This window comes from Pseudocoprococcus catus (genome assembly GCF_019734885.1).
Taxonomy (GTDB): domain Bacteria; phylum Bacillota; class Clostridia; order Lachnospirales; family Lachnospiraceae; genus Coprococcus_A; species Coprococcus_A catus.
Window position 1 is genome coordinate 34,307 of sequence record NZ_JAAXCM010000046.1, and the last position, 18,303, is coordinate 52,609.

At 43.3% G+C, this 18,303-nt stretch carries 17 protein-coding genes; 5 read left to right on the forward strand and 12 right to left on the reverse strand.

The annotated features are described in order from the left end of the window. Positions 1-8: 8 nt before the first annotated feature. From HED67_RS12595 to thiS, 5 genes are all read right to left on the reverse strand, one after another. Positions 9-590, reverse strand: coding sequence for a thiamine phosphate synthase (locus HED67_RS12595; protein ID WP_221718516.1), 582 nt, complete (start codon positions 588-590; stop codon positions 9-11). Beyond that, the gene (thiH, locus tag HED67_RS12600; RefSeq protein ID WP_117527676.1) at positions 583-1,839 is read right to left on the reverse strand and encodes a 2-iminoacetate synthase ThiH; all 1,257 of its coding nucleotides are present in this window, start codon (positions 1,837-1,839) and stop codon (positions 583-585) included. The genes HED67_RS12595 and thiH overlap by 8 nt, the downstream gene beginning before the upstream one ends. A 13-nt stretch (positions 1,840-1,852) precedes the next feature. Next, positions 1,853-2,626 carry a thiazole synthase gene (locus HED67_RS12605; RefSeq protein WP_178438099.1) on the reverse strand — a complete coding sequence of 258 codons (774 nt, stop codon included), beginning with the start codon at positions 2,624-2,626 and terminating at the stop codon, positions 1,853-1,855. 150 nt (positions 2,627-2,776) lie between these two features. Next, entirely contained in the window at positions 2,777-3,616 is an 840-nt protein-coding gene (thiF, locus tag HED67_RS12610) for a thiamine biosynthesis protein ThiF (protein ID WP_260702738.1), read from the reverse strand. A gap of 1 nt (position 3,617) precedes the next feature. After that, positions 3,618-3,815 carry a sulfur carrier protein ThiS gene (gene thiS / locus HED67_RS12615; RefSeq protein ID WP_178438097.1) on the reverse strand — a complete coding sequence of 66 codons (198 nt, stop codon included), beginning with the start codon at positions 3,813-3,815 and terminating at the stop codon, positions 3,618-3,620. A gap of 773 nt (positions 3,816-4,588) precedes the next feature. On the opposite strand from thiS, the gene HED67_RS12620 reads away from it, so the two are divergent. From HED67_RS12620 to HED67_RS12630, 3 genes are all read left to right on the forward strand, one after another. Continuing rightward, positions 4,589-5,482, forward strand: coding sequence for a DegV family protein (locus HED67_RS12620; protein WP_221718517.1), 894 nt, complete (start codon positions 4,589-4,591; stop codon positions 5,480-5,482). Positions 5,483-5,618: 136 nt separating this feature from the next. Further along, positions 5,619-6,716 (forward strand): Ldh family oxidoreductase, encoded by a 1,098-nt coding sequence (locus tag HED67_RS12625; RefSeq protein WP_178440985.1) that lies wholly within the window; start codon positions 5,619-5,621, stop codon positions 6,714-6,716. Between the two features lie 187 nt (positions 6,717-6,903). Beyond that, the gene (locus tag HED67_RS12630; protein ID WP_015515074.1) at positions 6,904-7,284 is read left to right on the forward strand and encodes a RidA family protein; all 381 of its coding nucleotides are present in this window, start codon (positions 6,904-6,906) and stop codon (positions 7,282-7,284) included. Between the two features lie 934 nt (positions 7,285-8,218). Here the strand turns inward: HED67_RS12630 and HED67_RS12635 are convergent. From HED67_RS12635 to HED67_RS12655, 5 genes are all read right to left on the reverse strand, one after another. Then, a complete protein-coding gene (locus HED67_RS12635; protein ID WP_221718518.1) occupies positions 8,219-9,013 on the reverse strand; it encodes an ABC transporter ATP-binding protein in 795 nt (264 codons plus the stop codon). After that, on the reverse strand, positions 9,006-9,932 hold the full coding sequence (locus tag HED67_RS12640; RefSeq protein WP_215632082.1) for an ABC transporter permease: 927 nt from the start codon (positions 9,930-9,932) through the stop codon (positions 9,006-9,008). Before HED67_RS12640 ends, HED67_RS12635 begins: the two co-directional genes overlap by 8 nt. A 157-nt stretch (positions 9,933-10,089) precedes the next feature. After that, entirely contained in the window at positions 10,090-11,148 is a 1,059-nt protein-coding gene (locus tag HED67_RS12645) for an ABC transporter substrate-binding protein (protein ID WP_221718519.1), read from the reverse strand. A 202-nt stretch (positions 11,149-11,350) separates the two neighbouring features. Then, positions 11,351-13,084, reverse strand: a complete 1,734-nt coding sequence (gene ade, locus HED67_RS12650) for an adenine deaminase (protein ID WP_221718520.1) — start codon at positions 13,082-13,084, stop codon at positions 11,351-11,353. A 72-nt stretch (positions 13,085-13,156) separates the two neighbouring features. Next, a complete protein-coding gene (locus tag HED67_RS12655) occupies positions 13,157-14,386 on the reverse strand; it encodes a 6-phosphofructokinase (RefSeq protein ID WP_221718555.1) in 1,230 nt (409 codons plus the stop codon). A gap of 303 nt (positions 14,387-14,689) precedes the next feature. Here HED67_RS12655 and pyrB point away from each other — a divergent pair, with 303 nt between their 5' ends. Beyond that, a complete protein-coding gene (gene pyrB, locus HED67_RS12660) occupies positions 14,690-15,613 on the forward strand; it encodes an aspartate carbamoyltransferase (protein WP_178440994.1) in 924 nt (307 codons plus the stop codon). A 4-nt stretch (positions 15,614-15,617) separates the two neighbouring features. Then, positions 15,618-16,043, forward strand: a complete 426-nt coding sequence (locus HED67_RS12665) for an aspartate carbamoyltransferase regulatory subunit (RefSeq protein ID WP_178440996.1) — start codon at positions 15,618-15,620, stop codon at positions 16,041-16,043. A 160-nt stretch (positions 16,044-16,203) separates the two neighbouring features. On the opposite strand, the gene HED67_RS12670 is transcribed toward HED67_RS12665, so the two are convergent. Then, positions 16,204-17,118 (reverse strand): MBL fold metallo-hydrolase, encoded by a 915-nt coding sequence (locus HED67_RS12670; protein WP_221718521.1) that lies wholly within the window; start codon positions 17,116-17,118, stop codon positions 16,204-16,206. Position 17,119: 1 nt separating this feature from the next. Beyond that, positions 17,120-18,103: an ornithine carbamoyltransferase gene (gene argF, locus HED67_RS12675; protein ID WP_015515066.1), complete on the reverse strand. Its 984-nt coding sequence runs from the start codon at positions 18,101-18,103 to the stop codon at positions 17,120-17,122. Between the last annotated feature and the right edge of the window lie 200 nt (positions 18,104-18,303).

The window sequence follows — 18,303 nt, forward strand, 5'->3', positions numbered from 1 at the left end:
TATTTGACCTATTCTCTAAGCCGCATCGACAGTGACATCATACATCCGCCAACAGCCCCTGCATGTCTCACCACTTCCAGATTTTCCGGTGTAATGCCGCCGATGGCATAAACCGGAAGCTCCGTCCTATGACAGACATTTTCAAGAAATGTCAGTCCTCTTCCCGGCAGTCCCTTCTTGCAGTCTGTATCAAAAATATGTCCCGCTGTCAGACAGGTAGCGCCGGCTTTCTCAGCCTCCAATACATCCTCCACCGAATGTACCGAAGTACCGATATACTTAAAACCATCTAAAGCTCCTTTTTGTGACAGCTCCATCAAAACAGGCAGCGGCAGGTGGATATTCTCACAATTCAGCTTTGCAGCCACTTCCGCAAATGAATGCAGAATACATTTCTTATGATGCTCATGACATATCATCAGCACATCCTTTGCCAGATGCTCATATTCATCTGGTGTCATATCTTTTTCTCGAAGAATGATGGCATCGATATCTGTGGATGCCAGAAATTCTATCTGTTCCAGAAAATCTCTGTCACATAGATGGCGATTTGTTACTGCCATCATATGGGCATAGCTCTGACTAGACATAGATATACTCATTCAGCACAGGCTGAAGCCCCTGATCCTTGATGGCATCATAGATTTCCTGAAGGCTACGGTTATCCGCAATTTCAAACTGCTCATCACCGCTCTCAGCTTCATTCTCCTTGCCTGTATATTTTTCCTCATGGTCACCGATACCGGTGCTGACACCTGCTGAAATCTTGGTTGCCGCAAAGCGGATGATGTGATCACGGAATCTTGCCACCTCTCTTGAAGAGACTGTAATACCAGCATATGGCAGGAAAATACGATACGCACAAAGAATCTGACACAACTGTGTCTCATGGACATCCTTCGGATTGATCTTGTCATTATTAATGATCGGACGCAGTCTCGGGCAGGACAAAGACATCTCAGCATGCGGATATTTTCGCTGCAGATAATATACATGCAGCGCTGTTGCCAGGGCATCCTTTCTGAAATCATCCAGCCCCAGTAAAGCTGAGAATCCGACACCGCGCATACCGCCCATTAAAGCTCTTTCCTGAGCTTCAAAACGATACGGCCATACACGCTTATGGCCCATCAGATGCAGCGTTTCGTATTTGTCCGAGTTATAGGTTTCCTGGAAAACAGTGATATAATCCGCACCGCATTCATGAAGGTACTTATATTCATCCACATTGACCGGATAAATCTCAAGACCTACATTTCTGAAATACTTGCTGGCCAGTTTGCAGGCCTCACCGATGTATTTCACATCACTCATATGTCTGCTCTCGCCTGTCAGCATCAGGATTTCCTCAATACCGGAATCTGCAATGACTTTCATTTCATGCTCGATTTCCTGCATGTTCAATTTCTTGCGGTGAATATGATTGTAGCAGTTAAAACCACAGTAAACACAATAGTTTTCACAGTAATTGGCAATATAAAGCGGTGTAAAAAGATACACACTGTTGCCGAAATGGTTGCGGCGTTCTACTGCTGCTTTTTCTGCCATCTGTTCCAGGAAAGGCTGTGCTGCCGGTGAAAGCAGTGCCTTGAAATCCTCAATAGAACAGACATCATGAGCCAGTGCAGCCTGTACATCCGCAGCTGTATACACTTTCTCATCATAGCTCTCCACCTGGCTCATGACCTTGTCCCTGATATCTGTTGAGATCTGATCCATGCCTTCCATATAAGCCATATGATCAGTTCTGAAAGATGGATCCTGTTCCAATCGTTCTTTTTTTGCCTTTGCTTCAGGAGTCATATCATCCCACTGGATGATGTATTCTTCATTTCCCATTTCAGACGCCCCCTTAGTCATGTAAAAATCCTGTCAGAGGATCAGATGCAGATGCGCCTCTGTGAAGGACACGGCCAAGACCTGAAAGGTAAGCGGCACGGCCTGCTGCGATGGCGTTCTTGAAAGCGCCTGCCATAGCCGGGATATCGCCTGCAGTTGCAATGGCAGTATTGGCCATGATCGCTGCTGCGCCCATTTCCATGGCTTCACATGCCTGTGACGGACGACCGATACCGGCATCCACAATAATCGGCAGATCAATTTCATCAATCAGAATCTGGATAAATTCCTTTGTTGCAAGGCCCTTGTTGGAACCGATCGGAGAAGCCAGAGGCATAATGCAGGCTGCACCGGCATTCACCATATCTCTGGCTGCGTTCAGATCCGGATACATATAAGGCATAACGATAAATCCTTCCTTTGCAAGAATCTCTGTAGCCTTAATCGTTTCATAATTATCCGGCAGAAGGTATTTGGAATCATGCATGATTTCGACTTTAACAAAATCACCGCAGCCCATTTCACGGGCCAGTCTTGCCAGACGAACAGCCTCCTCGGCATTTCTCGCACCGGAAGTATTTGGAAGCAGTGTCACGCCCTCCGGAATATAATCCAGAATATTCTCCTCTTTACGTGTGTTGACACGACGAAGTGCCAGTGTAATAATCTCTGCGCCGGCATCCTCTACAGCCGCACGAATCAGATTCAGATTGTATTTGCCTGAACCAAGAATAAATCTTGATGTAAATGTATGGCCTCCCAATGTCCATGTATCATTATTCTGCATAATCGTTCCCTACTTTCATTTTTGCTTTTACTTTTGCTTTCGCTTCTGCTTTTACTTTCACTTTTACTTTCACTTTTGCTTTCGCTTTTCTAAAGCTCAGCTGTTCTCTGTCATTATTTCCATTGACAATTGATTGAGACTTTTTTATTTCTATAGCTCATCTGCATCCAGACCAAGGACACAGCGCAAAACCATATTGGCTTCATGTGCCGCACAGATGGTTACTCTCGGAGCCATCAGGCCTCTGCCCGGCATGGCGCCGCTGACACCGTCCCCGCAAATATAAAAATGATCGTTGATCTTACGCGTCCTGATCGTGTTGGAGGGGCCATAACCTGCCATTCCGGAGCCGCAGATCAATGTCTTCTCCGGATAATAACATAAAATCTGCTCCGTCAGCATCGCCTTCACATCCGGCTTATCAAAGGCCTCACAGATGATGTCGTCATCTTTAAAAAGATCCCGGCAATTTTCTTCCGTAATACGCACTGTGTCAATCTGTGTCTCAATATACGGATTCATTCGCTGCAATTCATCCTTTAAGGCTTCTGTCTTGTACATGCCCAGATGCTCCACCATATACTGCTGCCGGTTCAGATTGCTCGGCTCCACAATGTCAAAATCGATCAAATGCAGATGACCGATACCGGTTCTTGCCAGCATAATGGCAATATTGGATCCAAGGCCGCCAAGACCTGCGATGGCTACTCTGGCTTTCTTCGCCTTTTCATAGACATGAGGCGTATGTCTTGCGCAGAGCATACTCTCCATCTCTTCGCGATCCGGCATCTTGCCTTTTCGTATCCAATTAATAGTCATTCCGTCCTTCAAAGACAGATTCTCATCCGTCTGAAAGCCTTCAACAATCCATACACAATGTCTCTGAATATCCTCTTCCAGGCCTTCTGAAGCATAAGTTCGTCGCTTCAAATCTGCCATATCTGCCGCTTCTGTCTTCACAGATCGTCCGTTTAGAATAATCTCTGCCACATCAACCGCCTCCTACAAATCGGACAACCTCAACTGTATCGCCATCCTTCAAAATGGCTTCTTCCCATGTACTTCTCGGAATAATTGCGCCATTGCACTCAACCGCAATCATCTTGTCCGGATACCCGTGTTCCTTTAAAAAAGCTGCAACCGTTGTACCCTCTGCAATTTCCAGCATTTCACCATTGACTTTAATCACTACGAACCCTCCCCTCGTCACAACCGTGCACCAATTTTGACGTTCTCAGTATTCGCCAAGGTTTCATACAAGCATGAACCTCGGCTCATTACCCGCGTGAACAAAGTGTGCGCTTGACGCACACTTTGGCGCATGAGCGGATAGCACAGCTATATATTCCTCTCCGCGAACTGCACTTTCTAGCACGCAGTACCTTTTTATGTGATAGGGAATTCCAACGGAATTTCCTATTACATAAAAAAACCGCACAAAGAACTACACCCGTGGTGGTGTACCCCTTCATGCGGCTAAACATCAAAATTCATAACCATTCACATAACAGTCATAAACCAAATGAACTTTTGCACTCTGACTTAATTATAACGTTTTTTCACTATCTGTCAACCCCGTATCCCATCTGCATGCCATCCAAAACATTATGGCTGGTCATCCCATACGGGATACTTTTGCTTATCAGCATCCATCCCCTTATCCTTACCATCTCTTTTACAATACAAAATCACAAAACTGTAGCCCATTCTCTGATTTCATTTTGATAAACACATTTTCCTGCGTTATAATACTCTCTGATAAATAATTTTTTTATATTTGATGAAAATAAACTATGAGAAACACGCTTCGCGAGTTTCTCAAGTTATCGCGGCAGTCGCCAAGGTCTCGTGCAAGCACGGACTTTGGCTCGTTGCTCGCGTAAATTACATGCGAAATCCTCACCTACTTCAAGATAATATATAAGGCTTGGATGGATTTCGCAAGATTTTAGGAGATTTTTTATGTATCAGATTATTACAGACGGTTCATGGGATATGGGCAGCGAACGTGCCGCCAGATTCGGCGTAGAGGTTGTGCCTTATTACGTGACCATGGACGGTGAACATTATTTAAAAGAAATAAAAGAACTGGATGTCCGTGATTTTTATCAGTTTATGGTGGATAATCCAAAGATTTTCCCGAAGACATCTCTGCCGACAGTTCAGGATTATTATGATGTTTTTGAAAAATACGCCAAACAGGGCATTGATATCATCTGCTTTACCTTAAGTGCCAAATTCAGCGGTTCCTATAACTCCGCCCGCAATGCAGGCAGTATGATTCTTGAAAATTATCCGGGCATCCGGGTGACGGTCATGGATACAACTCTGGCTACCCTGATGCAGGGTTTGATGATCCAGGAAATCCTCCGCTTCCAGCATTCCGGCGCCAATTACGATGAACTCATCAAACGCGCCGATGAAATCAAAAACACATGCCGTATTTTCTTTACCGTTGAAAATATGGACTATCTCATTCACGGCGGCCGTGTCGGCAAACTGGCAGGCATCTCAGCCAATATTCTGAATCTGCGCCCGATGATCCTGATGACCCAGGGTGAACTCTTCCCATCCGGTCTGGCCAGAGGCCGTGTACAGTCCCGCAAAAAGGCCATGGAAAAATTATTTACTTATATAGAAGAAAACGGCAATGATCCGGACCGCTATGTTTACATGGTAGGCTATGGCTACAACATCAAAGAAGGCGAGGACCTCCGCAAGGATGTCATTGAAAAAATGAAAAAGAAATGGCCGGGATTTGAACCAATTGTTGATATCGGTCAGATTGGTGCTACCATCGGCGTGCACACAGGCCCGCATCCGATTGGTTTCGGTTTGTGTGAGAAATCCTGCTAAAACCGTGAGTATAATATAAAGTACTGAATTTCATACTTTCCATCCCATTGAGAAATACGTCGGATTATGTTACACTTATTATATCTATAATCAACACTTTACAAAGATAAAAATAATGTATTTAGGAGGTTCAGACATGGCACATGTTAAAATCCAGTATGATGTGATGGATGCATTCTGTATGGATGTTTTCCAGAAATTCGGTTTCACAAAGGATGAAAGCCGTATTATTTCCGATGTTTTATTACTTTCAGATGTTTATGGCATCGAATCCCACGGCGCACAGAGACTGACCCGCTACCACAAAGGTATCGCCAGCGGCATGATCAAAGTACATGCCAAACCTGAAATCGTTTTTGAAACACCTGTTTCCGCAGTTGTAGACGGTCATGACGGCATGGGCCAGCTTATCGGACATTTTGCTATGGAACTGGCTATCAAGAAAGCCAAAGAAACAGGCATGGCTATTGTTTCTGTCAGAGATTCCAATCATTTCGGTATCGCCGGTTACTATGCCAAGATGGCCTGCGACCAGGGACTGATCGGTATGGCTTTCACAAACTCTGAAGCCATTGTTGTACCTACCTTCGGCAAGAAAGCAATGCTTGGTACGAACCCGATCGCTATTTCCATGCCTGCGGAGCCTTACCCATTCTTCTTCGATGCTTCCACAAGCGTTGTAACCCGCGGCAAGTTCGAAATGTACAAGAAAGCTGAAAAGCCAATCCCTGACTGCTGGGGCCTTGACGCAAAAGGTCATCCATGTACAGATGCCGCAGAAGTCCTGTCCAATATCGACAAGAAAGCCGGCGGCGGTATCATGCCTCTGGGTGGTTCCGAAGAACTGACAGGCAGCCACAAAGGTTACGGCTATGCCATGATCTGTGAAATCTTCAGCTCCATTCTCTCAATGGGCCTGACATCCAACTATAACATCCAGAACGGCAAGGGCGGCACATGCCACGGCTTCATCGCCATCAACCCTGCTGCTTTCGGCGATCCTGAAGCCATCAAACAGCACCTGTCCACTTTCCTGACAGAGCTTCGCGAATCCCCGAAGGCTGACGGCAAAGAACGTATTTACACACATGGTGAGAAAGAAATCTTTGCAACTGCTGACCGTATGAAGAACGGCATCGATGTCGATGTCAAGACACTGGCTGAGATGAAGGATATGAGCGAATATGTCGGTGCTGATTTTGACAGCTATTTTGGCGATATTTACAAAGGATAACTCCTCTGAGTCTTTCGCCTTGTTATCATAACCAAACATCAAAAAAAGAAAAGCAGGATAATGTCAAAAAATATTTTAGTTTAGCTAAATATTTTTTAGATATTATCTTGCTTTTTGTCTGATTTATGGTATCATGAATACAGAACGTTATATTATCATTTAAGAAGATTTCAAGGAGGCTTTTATTATGAAAGAAGTAATTCACACATCTAACGCACCAGCAGCTATCGGACCATATTCACAGGCAATCAAAGCAGGCGGCGCCATCTATGTATCCGGTCAGCTTCCTGTTGATCCTGCAACAGGCGCTTTCGCAGGCGATACAATCCAGGAACAGACACGTCAGTCCCTGACAAATATCAAGAACATCCTTGCTGAAGCAGGCACAGATCTTGATCATGTTGTTCGTGTTGATGTTTTCATGAAAGATATGAACATGTTCGCTGATATGAATGCTGTTTATGCAGAGTTCTTCACAGAAAAATGCCCTGCAAGAGCTGCTGTAGAAGTTGCAAGACTTCCTAAAGATGCCCTTGTTGAAATCGGTGCAATTGCTGTTGTTGACTAATTGATATTCAGACGACAAAATATAAAAGAAATCCCTCCTGAAACGGGCTCAGCGCCCACTGTTTCAGGAGGGATTTCTTTTATATTTTGTCTGTTTGTTATTTTCAGATATTTATTCTTATTTTTTGTATTTTTCAAACATCAGATATATTTTTTTACAATTTTTGTTTTATTTGTCATACTTGATTGACAATTTTCAGAAAAACATAATATACTAAATATACACAACACCAACTCATTACTTTCTATTTCTTAGCACCATATAAGATCTCTATCAATCAGAAAGGAAGTAAGGCTATCTATTAGACGTTGTTATTTTTGAAAGAAAAATTAACTGATTCTGACGACGACATGATACACAAAATAACCTCAATTTGTATAAACGAATATGGCCAATTGGTAATCGAAGAAAACCATTTTGCAAAAAAGAGTAATGCTTCAACATGTGCCTATAGAGATCGATTGCCTGTTTCTTTTAAAGAATTACGAAGCCATGATGGCAGTTCGATTGAACGATACGACTACCGCTATAGAACTTTTCAATGGTTAAACGGCTATACTAGCTCAACACCATATGAATTCATCAAGTCCTACTTAGTCGATGGTAAAGAATATCAGGCAACTGTAACATACAAATTCTATTAGGAGATTTTGAATGAAAAGAAATATATTTATTGGATTTTTATTAATTGTAATCGGAATCCTATTAGTATTCTTAAATGCTAACTTTATGATACATCAATATTTTGAACACATACTCTACTATTGGGTTCCTATCATACTCATTTGTTTAGGTTTTGTTTTTATTTTTAAAAAACAATAGAAATGTAGATAGTTAAACTGGAAATCTCCCTGAAAAATCGTCATTTATGACTTGCCTTCAGGGAGATTTATTATTCTTTTATTATTTAACGCAACAGCCTGCTATCCATCTATTAGCTGAGCAGTGCCCTGTCGTTGGCGAATTCTTCGCCGCTGGCTTTCTCAAACTGATGCAGCAGGTCTTCGACGGTGAGTTTCTTTTTCTCTTCGCCTTTGATGTCCAGGATGATCTTGCCATCCATGAGCATGATCAGACGGTTGCCGTGAGCGATAGCATCTTTCATGTTATGGGTAATCATGATGGTGGTCAGATGGTCTCTGTTGACGATCATATCTGTAGTGGCAAGGACCTTGGCTGCCGTCTTCGGGTCAAGGGCTGCTGTATGCTCATCCAGAAGCAGAAGCTTCGGTTTCTTCAATGTGGCCATCAGAAGGGTCAATGCCTGTCTCTGACCGCCGGATAACAAACCGACTTTGGATGTCAGACGATTCTCAAGACCAAGGTCGAGAATCTTCAACAGTTCCTTGTACTCTTCACGCTCTTTCTTTGTAATACCGATCTTTAACGTTCTTGTCTGACCCCTGCGCTGTGCCAGTGCCAGATTTTCTTCAATTCCCATGGTAGCCGCTGTACCGGTCATCGGATCCTGGAAAACCCTTCCAAGATACTTTGCTCTCTTATGTTCAGACAATTTTGTTACATCAATACCATCAATAATGATCTGGCCTTCATCCACCGGCCATACACCTGCAATGGCATTAAGCATGGTAGATTTACCTGCACCGTTGCCGCCGATGACTGTTACAAAATCGCCATCTTCAAGATTCAGGGAAAGGCCGTTAAGTGCTCTCTTCTCATTCACTGTTCCGGCATTAAATGTCTTATAAATATTCTTAATCTCAAGCATCTGCATTGCCTCCTCTTCTTACCGGTTTTGCAAAATATCTGCTCTTCCAATATGGGATCGCAAGGAAAATTGCAACAACAATCGCGGAGAACATCTTCAGAAGGTCAGTATCAACACCAAGCCAGATGACAACCTGAAGAACAAGATAATAAATTACCGCACCAAAACCGACGCTTAACAATGTCAGTGCAAAATTTCTGAAAATTCGACTGAAAATTGCTTCACCGATAATAACGGCAGCCAGGCCAATAACGATGGCGCCTCGTCCCATATTGATATCTGCAAAGCCCTGATACTGAGCCAGAAGGGCACTTGAAAGGGCTACAAGGCCATTGGAGATCATCAGGCCAAGTACTTTGTTGAAGTTTGTGTTGATACCCTGTGCACGTGCCATATTGCCGTTGCAGCCTGTTGCACGAATGGAACAGCCAAGCTCTGTGCCGAAAAACCAATACAAAATAGCAATCAAAACAACGATCATAATCGCTACAATAACAATCGTATTCTTAAAAAACGGAACACCCTTGATATAACGCAGAGAAACAAGCAGGTTATATTTGTCCACATTCAGTGCCTGATTGGACTTCCCCATCACCTTCAGGTTTACTGACCAGAGGGCCAGCTGTGTCAGAATACCGGAAAGGATTGCCGGAATTCCCATAAATGTATGAAAAAAGCCTGTTGCCAGACCTGCCAGCATACCAGCCGCAAAAGCTGCCAGCATAGCAACCCATACATTGTGTCCACTCATCATCATCATAATGCAGACAGCACCGCCTGTACACATCGTGCCATCCACCGTAAGATCGGCAATATCCAGTGTTCTGAATGTAATATAAACACCAATTGCCATAATTCCCCAGATCAATCCCTGGGCAGCCGCACCCGGAAGTGCACCGATTAATGCCATCATATTCATGGCTTACTCCTCCTTGCTGTTTGTCAATTCAACCGCATGTCTATTAAAATATGCAGTATGTATAACATACAAGATGGGGCCGCCGCAGAATATATCGCCTAAAAGCTTCTATTACTGTGCGCAGCCCCTATTTATCTTGTTATATTCCTATGTATGATTACTCTTCAAGTGCTACATAATCATCAGGTACTGTAATACCGTATGCTTCGCAGCGGCTTGCAACATATTCTTTTGTGAATGTTGGTGCATATTCAACAGGCATTGTTGAAATATCTTCACCCTGAAGAACCTTAACAGCCATCTTACCTGTTGCTACACCAAGGTCATAATAACTGATGGAAAGTGTTGCAACACCACAGCCTTTGCAGATGCCCTCTTCACCGGCTATAACAGGAACGCCTGCCGGTGTACAGATGTTGTTGACGATTTCTGTATTGTTGGCAACTGTGTTATCTGTCGGTACATAGATAACGTCGCTGTCATTGGCAGCAGATGTACATACAGATGAAAGATCATTGGAATCTGAGAATGCATAATATTCACATGTATAACCAAGTTTCTCAAGATATTCTTTGATTGAATCTACCTGGAACTGAGAATTTGCTTCTGCTGAACAATATAACAGACCAACCTTTTTGGCATCAGGGAATAATTCATGCAGCATATCAGCCTGACCATCTAATGGTGCAAGGTCTGCTGTACCGGAAATATTGCCGCCGACTGTACCATCGAAGTTATCAATATCAAGTGCTACACCGTAATCTGTAACAGCTGTACCAAGAATAGGAATTGTATTCGTTCCTGCTGCTGCAGCCTGAAGAGCGGCTGTTGCATTGGCAAGGATCAGATCATCGTTATTGGAAACAAAACTGTTGATGATGGTTGCACATGTTGCTGAATCACCCTGAGCATTCTGCTCATCAAACTTCACATTGTCACCAAATGTTTCCTTCAGTGCATCTTCAAAGCCTTTTGTTGCTGCATCCAGCGCATCATGCTGGATCAACTGACAAATACCGATGTTGTAAACCTTGCCGTCTGTTGAAACTTCACTTGCAGCTTCGGAACCACTCTCTGCTGTAGATTCTGCTGCTGTCTCTGCGGCACCTGCTGTCTCAGATGCCTTTGTCTCTGTGGATGAGCTTCCGCATGCAGCCAGGCTGCCTGCCATAACCAAAGATAATGCTACTGCCAGCACTTTCTTCATCTTTTTCATAATGATATACCTCCTGGAATTGTGCATATTGTCTGTATAATTGAATTTTTCCGATCAATTTTATACAGACTTCATGTATACATTATAGTACTTTAAAGTTCAAAAATCAACCCCATTAATGCTTTAAAGTGAAAAAACTAAAATCAAACCGCTGCTGTTTACTTTATTTACAGTAGCGGTTTAACTATCAGCCACAGCAATATCAGATGTACTGCTGTTTAACCACATCTATAATTCCTCTTGTTGTCAGGCGAAGTTCCGGGATGACCGGCAGCGACATAAAGGACAATGTCATAAAAGGATCGATGCCTTCAGAAACACCAAGTATTTTCGCCTGTTTTTTGGCATTTTCAAGGGCATCATTGATTTCCGTCAGCGCTTTTTCGCTCATCAGACCGGCAATCTCCAGAGTCACCTCTCCAAGAATCTGCCCCTGATTGACAACAGCAATGCCGCCGTTGTTCTCTATAATTCTGTTGGCAGCAGCGGCCATATCATCGTCATTGCTTCCAACCACAATAATATTGTGAGAATCATGTGAAATGGAAGTCGCCACTGCCCCTTCTTTGAGACCATAGCCTTTCAGATAGCCAATGCCAATATGCCCGGTATGTCGATGTCTCTCAATGACAGCAATCTTCAATATATCATCCGCCGCATTTACTTCTGATGCATAGCCTGCATCCGTTGTCACAATCTCACCCGGCACCATGCCGATGACACCCCGCGATCTGACATTCTCAAAGCTGTCCTCCGTGAGTTTCTCCAGATTAAAGGTATGATGGACTTTATCAGAAAGCCATTCATCCACTGCCGGCACATTAAAAGGTTCCAGCCGACCTTCCTGATACCATATCTTCCCTTTGATAATCATCATCTCCACATTGAAGTCCGACAAATTATCAAACACAGCAAAATCCGCCTGATATCCCGGTGCAATGGCACCTCTGCTGGCCAGCTGAAAATATCTGGCCGGATGATGGGTAGCTGCTTTAATGGCAATTATCGGATCCACATGATATTTCTGAACTGCCTTTCGGATAATAGCATCCATATGTCCAAAATGAAGCAGATCATTCGGATGTTTGTCATCAGTGCAGAACATACAGTGCTCATAATACTGCGGCACTAAAAGTCCGGCAAGGGCTTTCAGATTCCTTGCTGCCGTTCCCTCACGGATCATAATATACTGTCCCCTGCTGAGTTTTTCCAGTGCTTCATCCATAGATGAACATTCATGGTCCGAATAAACACCAGAGGCTACATAGGCGTTCAGTTCCTTGCCGGAAAGTCCCGGTGCATGACCATCAATTCTGCGATGATATTTATGGGCGGCAGTAATTTTCTGAAGTACCTCCACATCTCCCTGTATCACGCCGGTGTAATTCATCATTTCTGCCAACCCCTGAACTCTGTCATAATCATAAAAAGGATCAATGGCGTGATAATCCAGTCTTGCCCCGGATTCATCAAGGGGTGTTGCCGGCACACAGGACGGCAGCATAAAACGTACTTCCACAGGCAGGCCTTCTGTAGCCTGTATCATATAATCAATACCATCCGTGCCAAGGACATTGGCAATCTCATGAGGATCCGTGATCACCGTTGCGGTGCCATGGGGCAAAACAGCCTTGACAAACTCTGCCGGAGCCACCAGACTGCTTTCCAGATGGATATGGGCGTCAATGAGCCCCGGAGCCACAACTTTGCCCTGCATATCAAGTTCCTCTACACCATCATAATGCCCAATTCCTGCAATGACACCGTTTTTGACTGCAATATCCCCATGTGAAAGTTCATTGGTAAACACATTCACATAAACAGCATTTTTCAAAACCAGCTCTGCTCTCTCACGACCTGATGCTACCCGCATGAGCTGCTGTTTTTCAGCAGCTCTTTTGTTAATGATACTGGTGTAACTTTCCCTTGACGACATGTAAACACCCCCTGCAATTAATTGATCATGTGTCATGAATCGACAACAAAATCTTCCCTGACCAAAAATTTTTTAAAGTGCTTCTCCTAAAAATAGATAATACGGCATGCTGTCTTTTTCAGGTACATTGACTTTCCCATGAATCAGCGGTCTCAGATAACGAACCATTTCTTCTGTTACATCATTGCCGTCTTCATTGATCCATTCCGCCGGAATCTTCTTCTCGGCATTGGCAATCTGCTGCACATCCTCGCCTTCATAGACAACCTGATACGGTTCATCAGAAATTCTGCGGACAATAGACATTTCTCCGCTTCTGCCTTCCAAAGCCAACGATACTCCCTTTAATCCCAACTGCCAGCTTTCCTCGATATCTGTCGCTGATGCCATATGTGCTGCGCATCTCTGCAGTACATTGATCTCTACCGAACGGACTTTACAACCGAAGGTTTCCGCAACCAGGTTTTCAAGACACTTGCCGGTTCCGCTTAATGTCGCATGCCCAAAGGCATCCACAGCCGAAGTTTCCGCACTGATATATTGTCCTTTTTCATCCCGAAGTCCCTCTGAGACAGCAATCACGATATGTTCTCTCTTCTCAAACTGCTCCCGGATATCTTCAATAAACTGCTCTTTTGAAAATGGATGTTCCGGCAGATAGATCAGATGCGGAGCCTGACTATAGCTGTTTCTTGCCAGTACACTGGAAGCTGTCAGCCATCCGGCATCTCTTCCCATAATCTCTGCGATCAGAACACTTCTTGTATTATATATATACGTATCATGTGCCATTTCCAGAATGGAAGCTGCCACATAACGGGCCGCTGATCCAAATCCCGGTGTATGATCTGTCACCACCAGATCATTGTCAATGGTTTTCGGAATACCAATGACTTTCACATCCATCTGGTGCTTTTTCACATACATGCTCATCTTACCGACAGTATCCATAGAATCATTCCCGCCGATATAAAAGAAATATCGAATGTTATATTTGCGGAAAATTTCCACAATATTGTCGTATTCGCTAGAATCCTGGTTGATATCCTTCAGTTTTCTTCTGCAGGAACCCAGGTACATAGATGGAGTCACCTTCAGCACCTTCAAATTTTCTTCATTGTTTTCAAAAATCTCTGTCAGATTCACAAGCCGTTCATCCATCAAACCTTCAACACCATTTCTAGCTCCATAGAGCACATCAATCTCATTACTTTTAAGGCAGCCTTTGATCACACCGGCAAGACTGGCATTAATGGCCGTTGTCGGACCGCCGGATTGGGCAACGATTGCATTTTTCATCATCTTCACTGTCTTTTCCTCCAAAAACGAATTTCTTCACTGACGCTTTTTATATAGAAAAAGCGGTGAATTTTTTTGTATCATAACACTTTACGACGGACCTTGTCAATTTACAGCCCACCCAATTAAAAAATTAACAAATTTATGTAGATTTAATTTGACTTCCTGTCATAAACAGGTATAATAGGTATGATAGGTAGATGGGTTAGCACTTTTGCTGCTCTTCATTTCACATCAGGATGCGCAGACGTATCCTGCACATCTCAAATTTTAAACTATTTTAACATATAACTGAGGAGGGACTTTATGCCACGTCATTTATTAAACCCAATGGACTTTTCTGTTGAAGAACTGGACAAGTTAATGGACTTAGCCGCAGATATCGAACACAATCCTGCCAAATATGCCCATGCCTGTGAGGGAAAGACTCTTGCTACATGTTTCTATGAGCCAAGTACTCGTACCCGTCTGAGCTTTGAAGGCGCCATGTATCACTTGGGCGGCCATGTTCTCGGATTCTCTTCTGCTGCTTCCAGCTCCGCTTCAAAGGGTGAAAGCGTTTCTGATACAATCCGTATGATCGGCTGCTACGCAGATATCTGTGCAATGCGTCATCCAAAGGAAGGTGCTCCAATGGTTGCATCCATGAAAGCCAAGATTCCAGTAATCAATGCCGGAGATGGTGGCCATCAGCATCCGACACAGACAATGACAGACCTTCTGACAATCCGTTCTTTAAAAGGTCATCTGAATAACCTGACCATCGGTCTTTGCGGTGACCTGAAATTTGGCCGTACTGTTCATTCCCTGATCGAAGCTTTGTCCCGTTATGACGGCATTCGTTTCCTCCTCATTTCTCCACCTGAACTGCGTGTACCGGAATACATCATTGAGATGCTGAAGCAGAAGAATATTCCATACACAGAAGTTCAGAGCCTTGATGATGCTATCAGTGAACTGGATATTCTCTACATGACACGTGTTCAGCGTGAACGTTTCTTCAACGAAGATGATTACATCCGTATGAAAGACTGCTATATCCTTAACAAAGAGAAAATGGCTCTTGCCAAAGATGATATGCTGGTTCTTCATCCACTGCCTCGTGTCAACGAGATTTCCGTTGAAGTTGATGACGATCCTAGAGCAGCTTATTTCAAACAGGCTCAGTACGGTATGTACATCCGTATGGCACTCATCCTGACATTACTTGAAATCAAAGTGGAGGTATAATTATATGTTAAATATCAGTGGATTAGACAATGGTATCGTTTTAGATCATATTCCTGCCGGTATGAGCATGGAAATCTACAAGTATCTGAACCTTGGCAAATTAGACACTCAGGTTGCGATTATCAAGAATGCCAGCAGTAAGAAGATGGGCAAAAAGGATATCATAAAAATTGCCGGCAGCCTCGACAGCATCGATCTGGATGTCATCGGTTTTCTGAATCACAAGATTACAGTTAACATCATCACAAACGGCAAGATTTCTGAGAAGAAGACACTTCACCTGCCAAAGAAACTGACAGATGTTATTCGCTGCAAAAACCCAAGATGTATTACATCCATCGAACAGGAACTGCCGAATGTCTTCCTTCTGACAGACGCAGAGACAGCCACTTACAGATGCATGTACTGTGAAGAAAAATATACAAAATAATCATTACACATAGAACACAAAAGGACGCGCTGTATCGAATCTTCATTGTTTCGGACAGCGTGTCCTTTATCTTTTCTGTAGTCTTAGTACAATAATTTGGGCATAATACTCTTCTTATCGTTTTGAGTTTCTGTATGACCATCACTTTCACGTGCTTATCTTATGATCCCTCTTCATCGGCTCTGTCTTTTCTATATAATAAACCATCTCTGCATTCGATCTTCCCCTGATTGATCAGGTCAATATATCGTGTCCAGGCATTGTGAACAATGATGACCATTTCTATACCCGCGCGCTGATTAATATGCAGCGTCTTCATGTACTTTGCCAGAACTTCATCTTTTGTCATGGGCTTTGTCAGCATCTCACAGGCAATCTGCGACAGCTGATGTTCCTTGGCAATATTGTCTCTGACAATTTTGGAAATGTCGACCTTCCTTTCGACAGACTGGTGTGCAATGACGTAAGTCTCATACGGCAGTTCTGCCACTTTCTCCATAGACATAAGTGCTTCCTTCACATAAGCCATATAAGGCAGCTTTGAAACACGCAGAACATCTTCCGACACAATTGCATCACCGATACAGCAAATGCCATCCGGCGTCACGACGCCTGTATGTCCGACAGAATGCCCCGGCAGCGAGATCAGCTGAAACACCGCATCATCAATCTGTATTCTCGACTGTTTCATGTCTATGCCTTTTATATGTATATTCTCCGGATAAAAAATGGCCTGCGTCTGTTTTGCATGTTCTACAGTATCAAAGCCCATATCTCGTATCATATTTTCAGGAGATGCAATGGCATCAGCTTCTTCCTGTGATGTGTAAAAAACAATATCCGGGAACTTTTCCAACAGTAATGCGTTATTGGCCACATGATCAATGTGTACATGGGTAAGAATCACAGCCCTGACTTTCCAGTGCCGTTCATCCAACATCTCCATTAAACGTGTGGATTTCATTGGTCCTGAATCAATCAGAACCAACTCATCTTCTGTCAAAAAATATCCCGGAACAAAGGCATTACCAATGGATACATATCCTGTTCTATCAGTCAGTTTATGCCATTCCATCTTACAATGTTGCATCCATGACCGCTTTGATCGTATGCATACGATTCTCAGCTTCATCAAAAACAACAGACTGTGCAGATTCAAAAACTTCATCAGTCACTTCCATCTCACTGATACCAAACTTCTCACCGATCTCCTTGCCGATGGTTGTCTTAAGATCATGGAACGCCGGCAGGCAATGCATGAAGATGGCTTTCTCTCCTGCATTCTCCATTACTTTCTTATTCACCTGATATGGAGATAATTCTTTGATACGTTTTGCCCAGACTTCATCCGGTTCACCCATAGATACCCAGACATCTGTATAGATAACATCTGCACCCTTTGTACCTGCTTCTACATCCTCTGTCAGTGTAATGCTGCCGCCTGTCTCCTTGGCAATCGCTTCACACTGTGCCACAATATCAGCATCCGGGAAGTATTCCTTACATGTACATGCTGTAAAATGCATACCCATCTTCGCACAAACTACCATCAGGGAATTGCCCATGTTGTAACGGGCATCGCCCATGTATGTCATCTTGATACCTTTCAGGTATCCGAACTTCTCACGAATTGTCATAATATCAGCCAGTACCTGTGTCGGATGGAACTGATTGGTCAGACCGTTCCAGACCGGTACACCGGCATACTTTGCCAGATCATCCACGATGGACTGGTCAAAACCACGGTACTCAATACCATCATAAATACGTCCAAGTACACGTGCTGTGTCGGCAATGCTTTCCTTCTTGCCAATCTGTGAAGCGGACGGATCAAGGAAAGTGGTATGCATACCAAGATCATTGGCAGCCACTTCAAAAGAACATCTTGTTCTTGTACTGTTCTTCTCAAAAATCAGAGCAATATTCTTTCCAGGGTGATTCAAAGTCGGAATTCCCTGTTTCTTCTTTGCCTTCAATTCATCTGCATGATCAACTAAATATAAAATCTCTTCCGGTGTAAAATCAAGTAACTTTAATAAATGACGTCCTTTTAAATCCATAACAATACCTCTTTATCTTTCTAGTATAACTTCTTAGTTTTAACTTATCGCATTTTATCTGATCAGCTAAGCCATCCTATTAACAAAGAACGGCTCAAAATCGAAACTGTGTATAAGTATACGCTTATTTTTTGAATTATGCAAGTGTTATTCATTAATTTTGTAAAATTATACATATTTTAATTAATATATGCACAGTT

Bases quoted from the DNA above. Each gene is read 5' to 3' on its own strand.
- HED67_RS12605 (WP_178438099.1), bottom strand. From the start codon at position 2,626: ATGCAGAATAATGATACATGGACATTGGGAGGCCATACATTTACATCA.
- HED67_RS12670 (WP_221718521.1), bottom strand. From the start codon at position 17,118: ATGGAATGGCATAAACTGACTGATAGAACAGGATATGTATCCATTGGT.
- HED67_RS12620 (WP_221718517.1), top strand. From the start codon at position 4,589: ATGTATCAGATTATTACAGACGGTTCATGGGATATGGGCAGCGAACGT.
- HED67_RS12655 (WP_221718555.1), bottom strand. From the start codon at position 14,386: ATGATGAAAAATGCAATCGTTGCCCAATCCGGCGGTCCGACAACGGCC.
- HED67_RS12645 (WP_221718519.1), bottom strand. From the start codon at position 11,148: ATGAAAAAGATGAAGAAAGTGCTGGCAGTAGCATTATCTTTGGTTATG.
- HED67_RS12665 (WP_178440996.1), top strand. From the start codon at position 15,618: ATGTTAAATATCAGTGGATTAGACAATGGTATCGTTTTAGATCATATT.
- HED67_RS12595 (WP_221718516.1), bottom strand. From the start codon at position 590: ATGTCTAGTCAGAGCTATGCCCATATGATGGCAGTAACAAATCGCCAT.
- argF (WP_015515066.1), bottom strand. From the start codon at position 18,103: ATGGATTTAAAAGGACGTCATTTATTAAAGTTACTTGATTTTACACCG.
- HED67_RS12640 (WP_215632082.1), bottom strand. From the start codon at position 9,932: ATGAATATGATGGCATTAATCGGTGCACTTCCGGGTGCGGCTGCCCAG.
- HED67_RS12635 (WP_221718518.1), bottom strand. From the start codon at position 9,013: ATGCTTGAGATTAAGAATATTTATAAGACATTTAATGCCGGAACAGTG.
- HED67_RS12630 (WP_015515074.1), top strand. From the start codon at position 6,904: ATGAAAGAAGTAATTCACACATCTAACGCACCAGCAGCTATCGGACCA.
- HED67_RS12625 (WP_178440985.1), top strand. From the start codon at position 5,619: ATGGCACATGTTAAAATCCAGTATGATGTGATGGATGCATTCTGTATG.
- pyrB (WP_178440994.1), top strand. From the start codon at position 14,690: ATGCCACGTCATTTATTAAACCCAATGGACTTTTCTGTTGAAGAACTG.
- thiH (WP_117527676.1), bottom strand. From the start codon at position 1,839: ATGGGAAATGAAGAATACATCATCCAGTGGGATGATATGACTCCTGAA.
- ade (WP_221718520.1), bottom strand. From the start codon at position 13,084: ATGTCGTCAAGGGAAAGTTACACCAGTATCATTAACAAAAGAGCTGCT.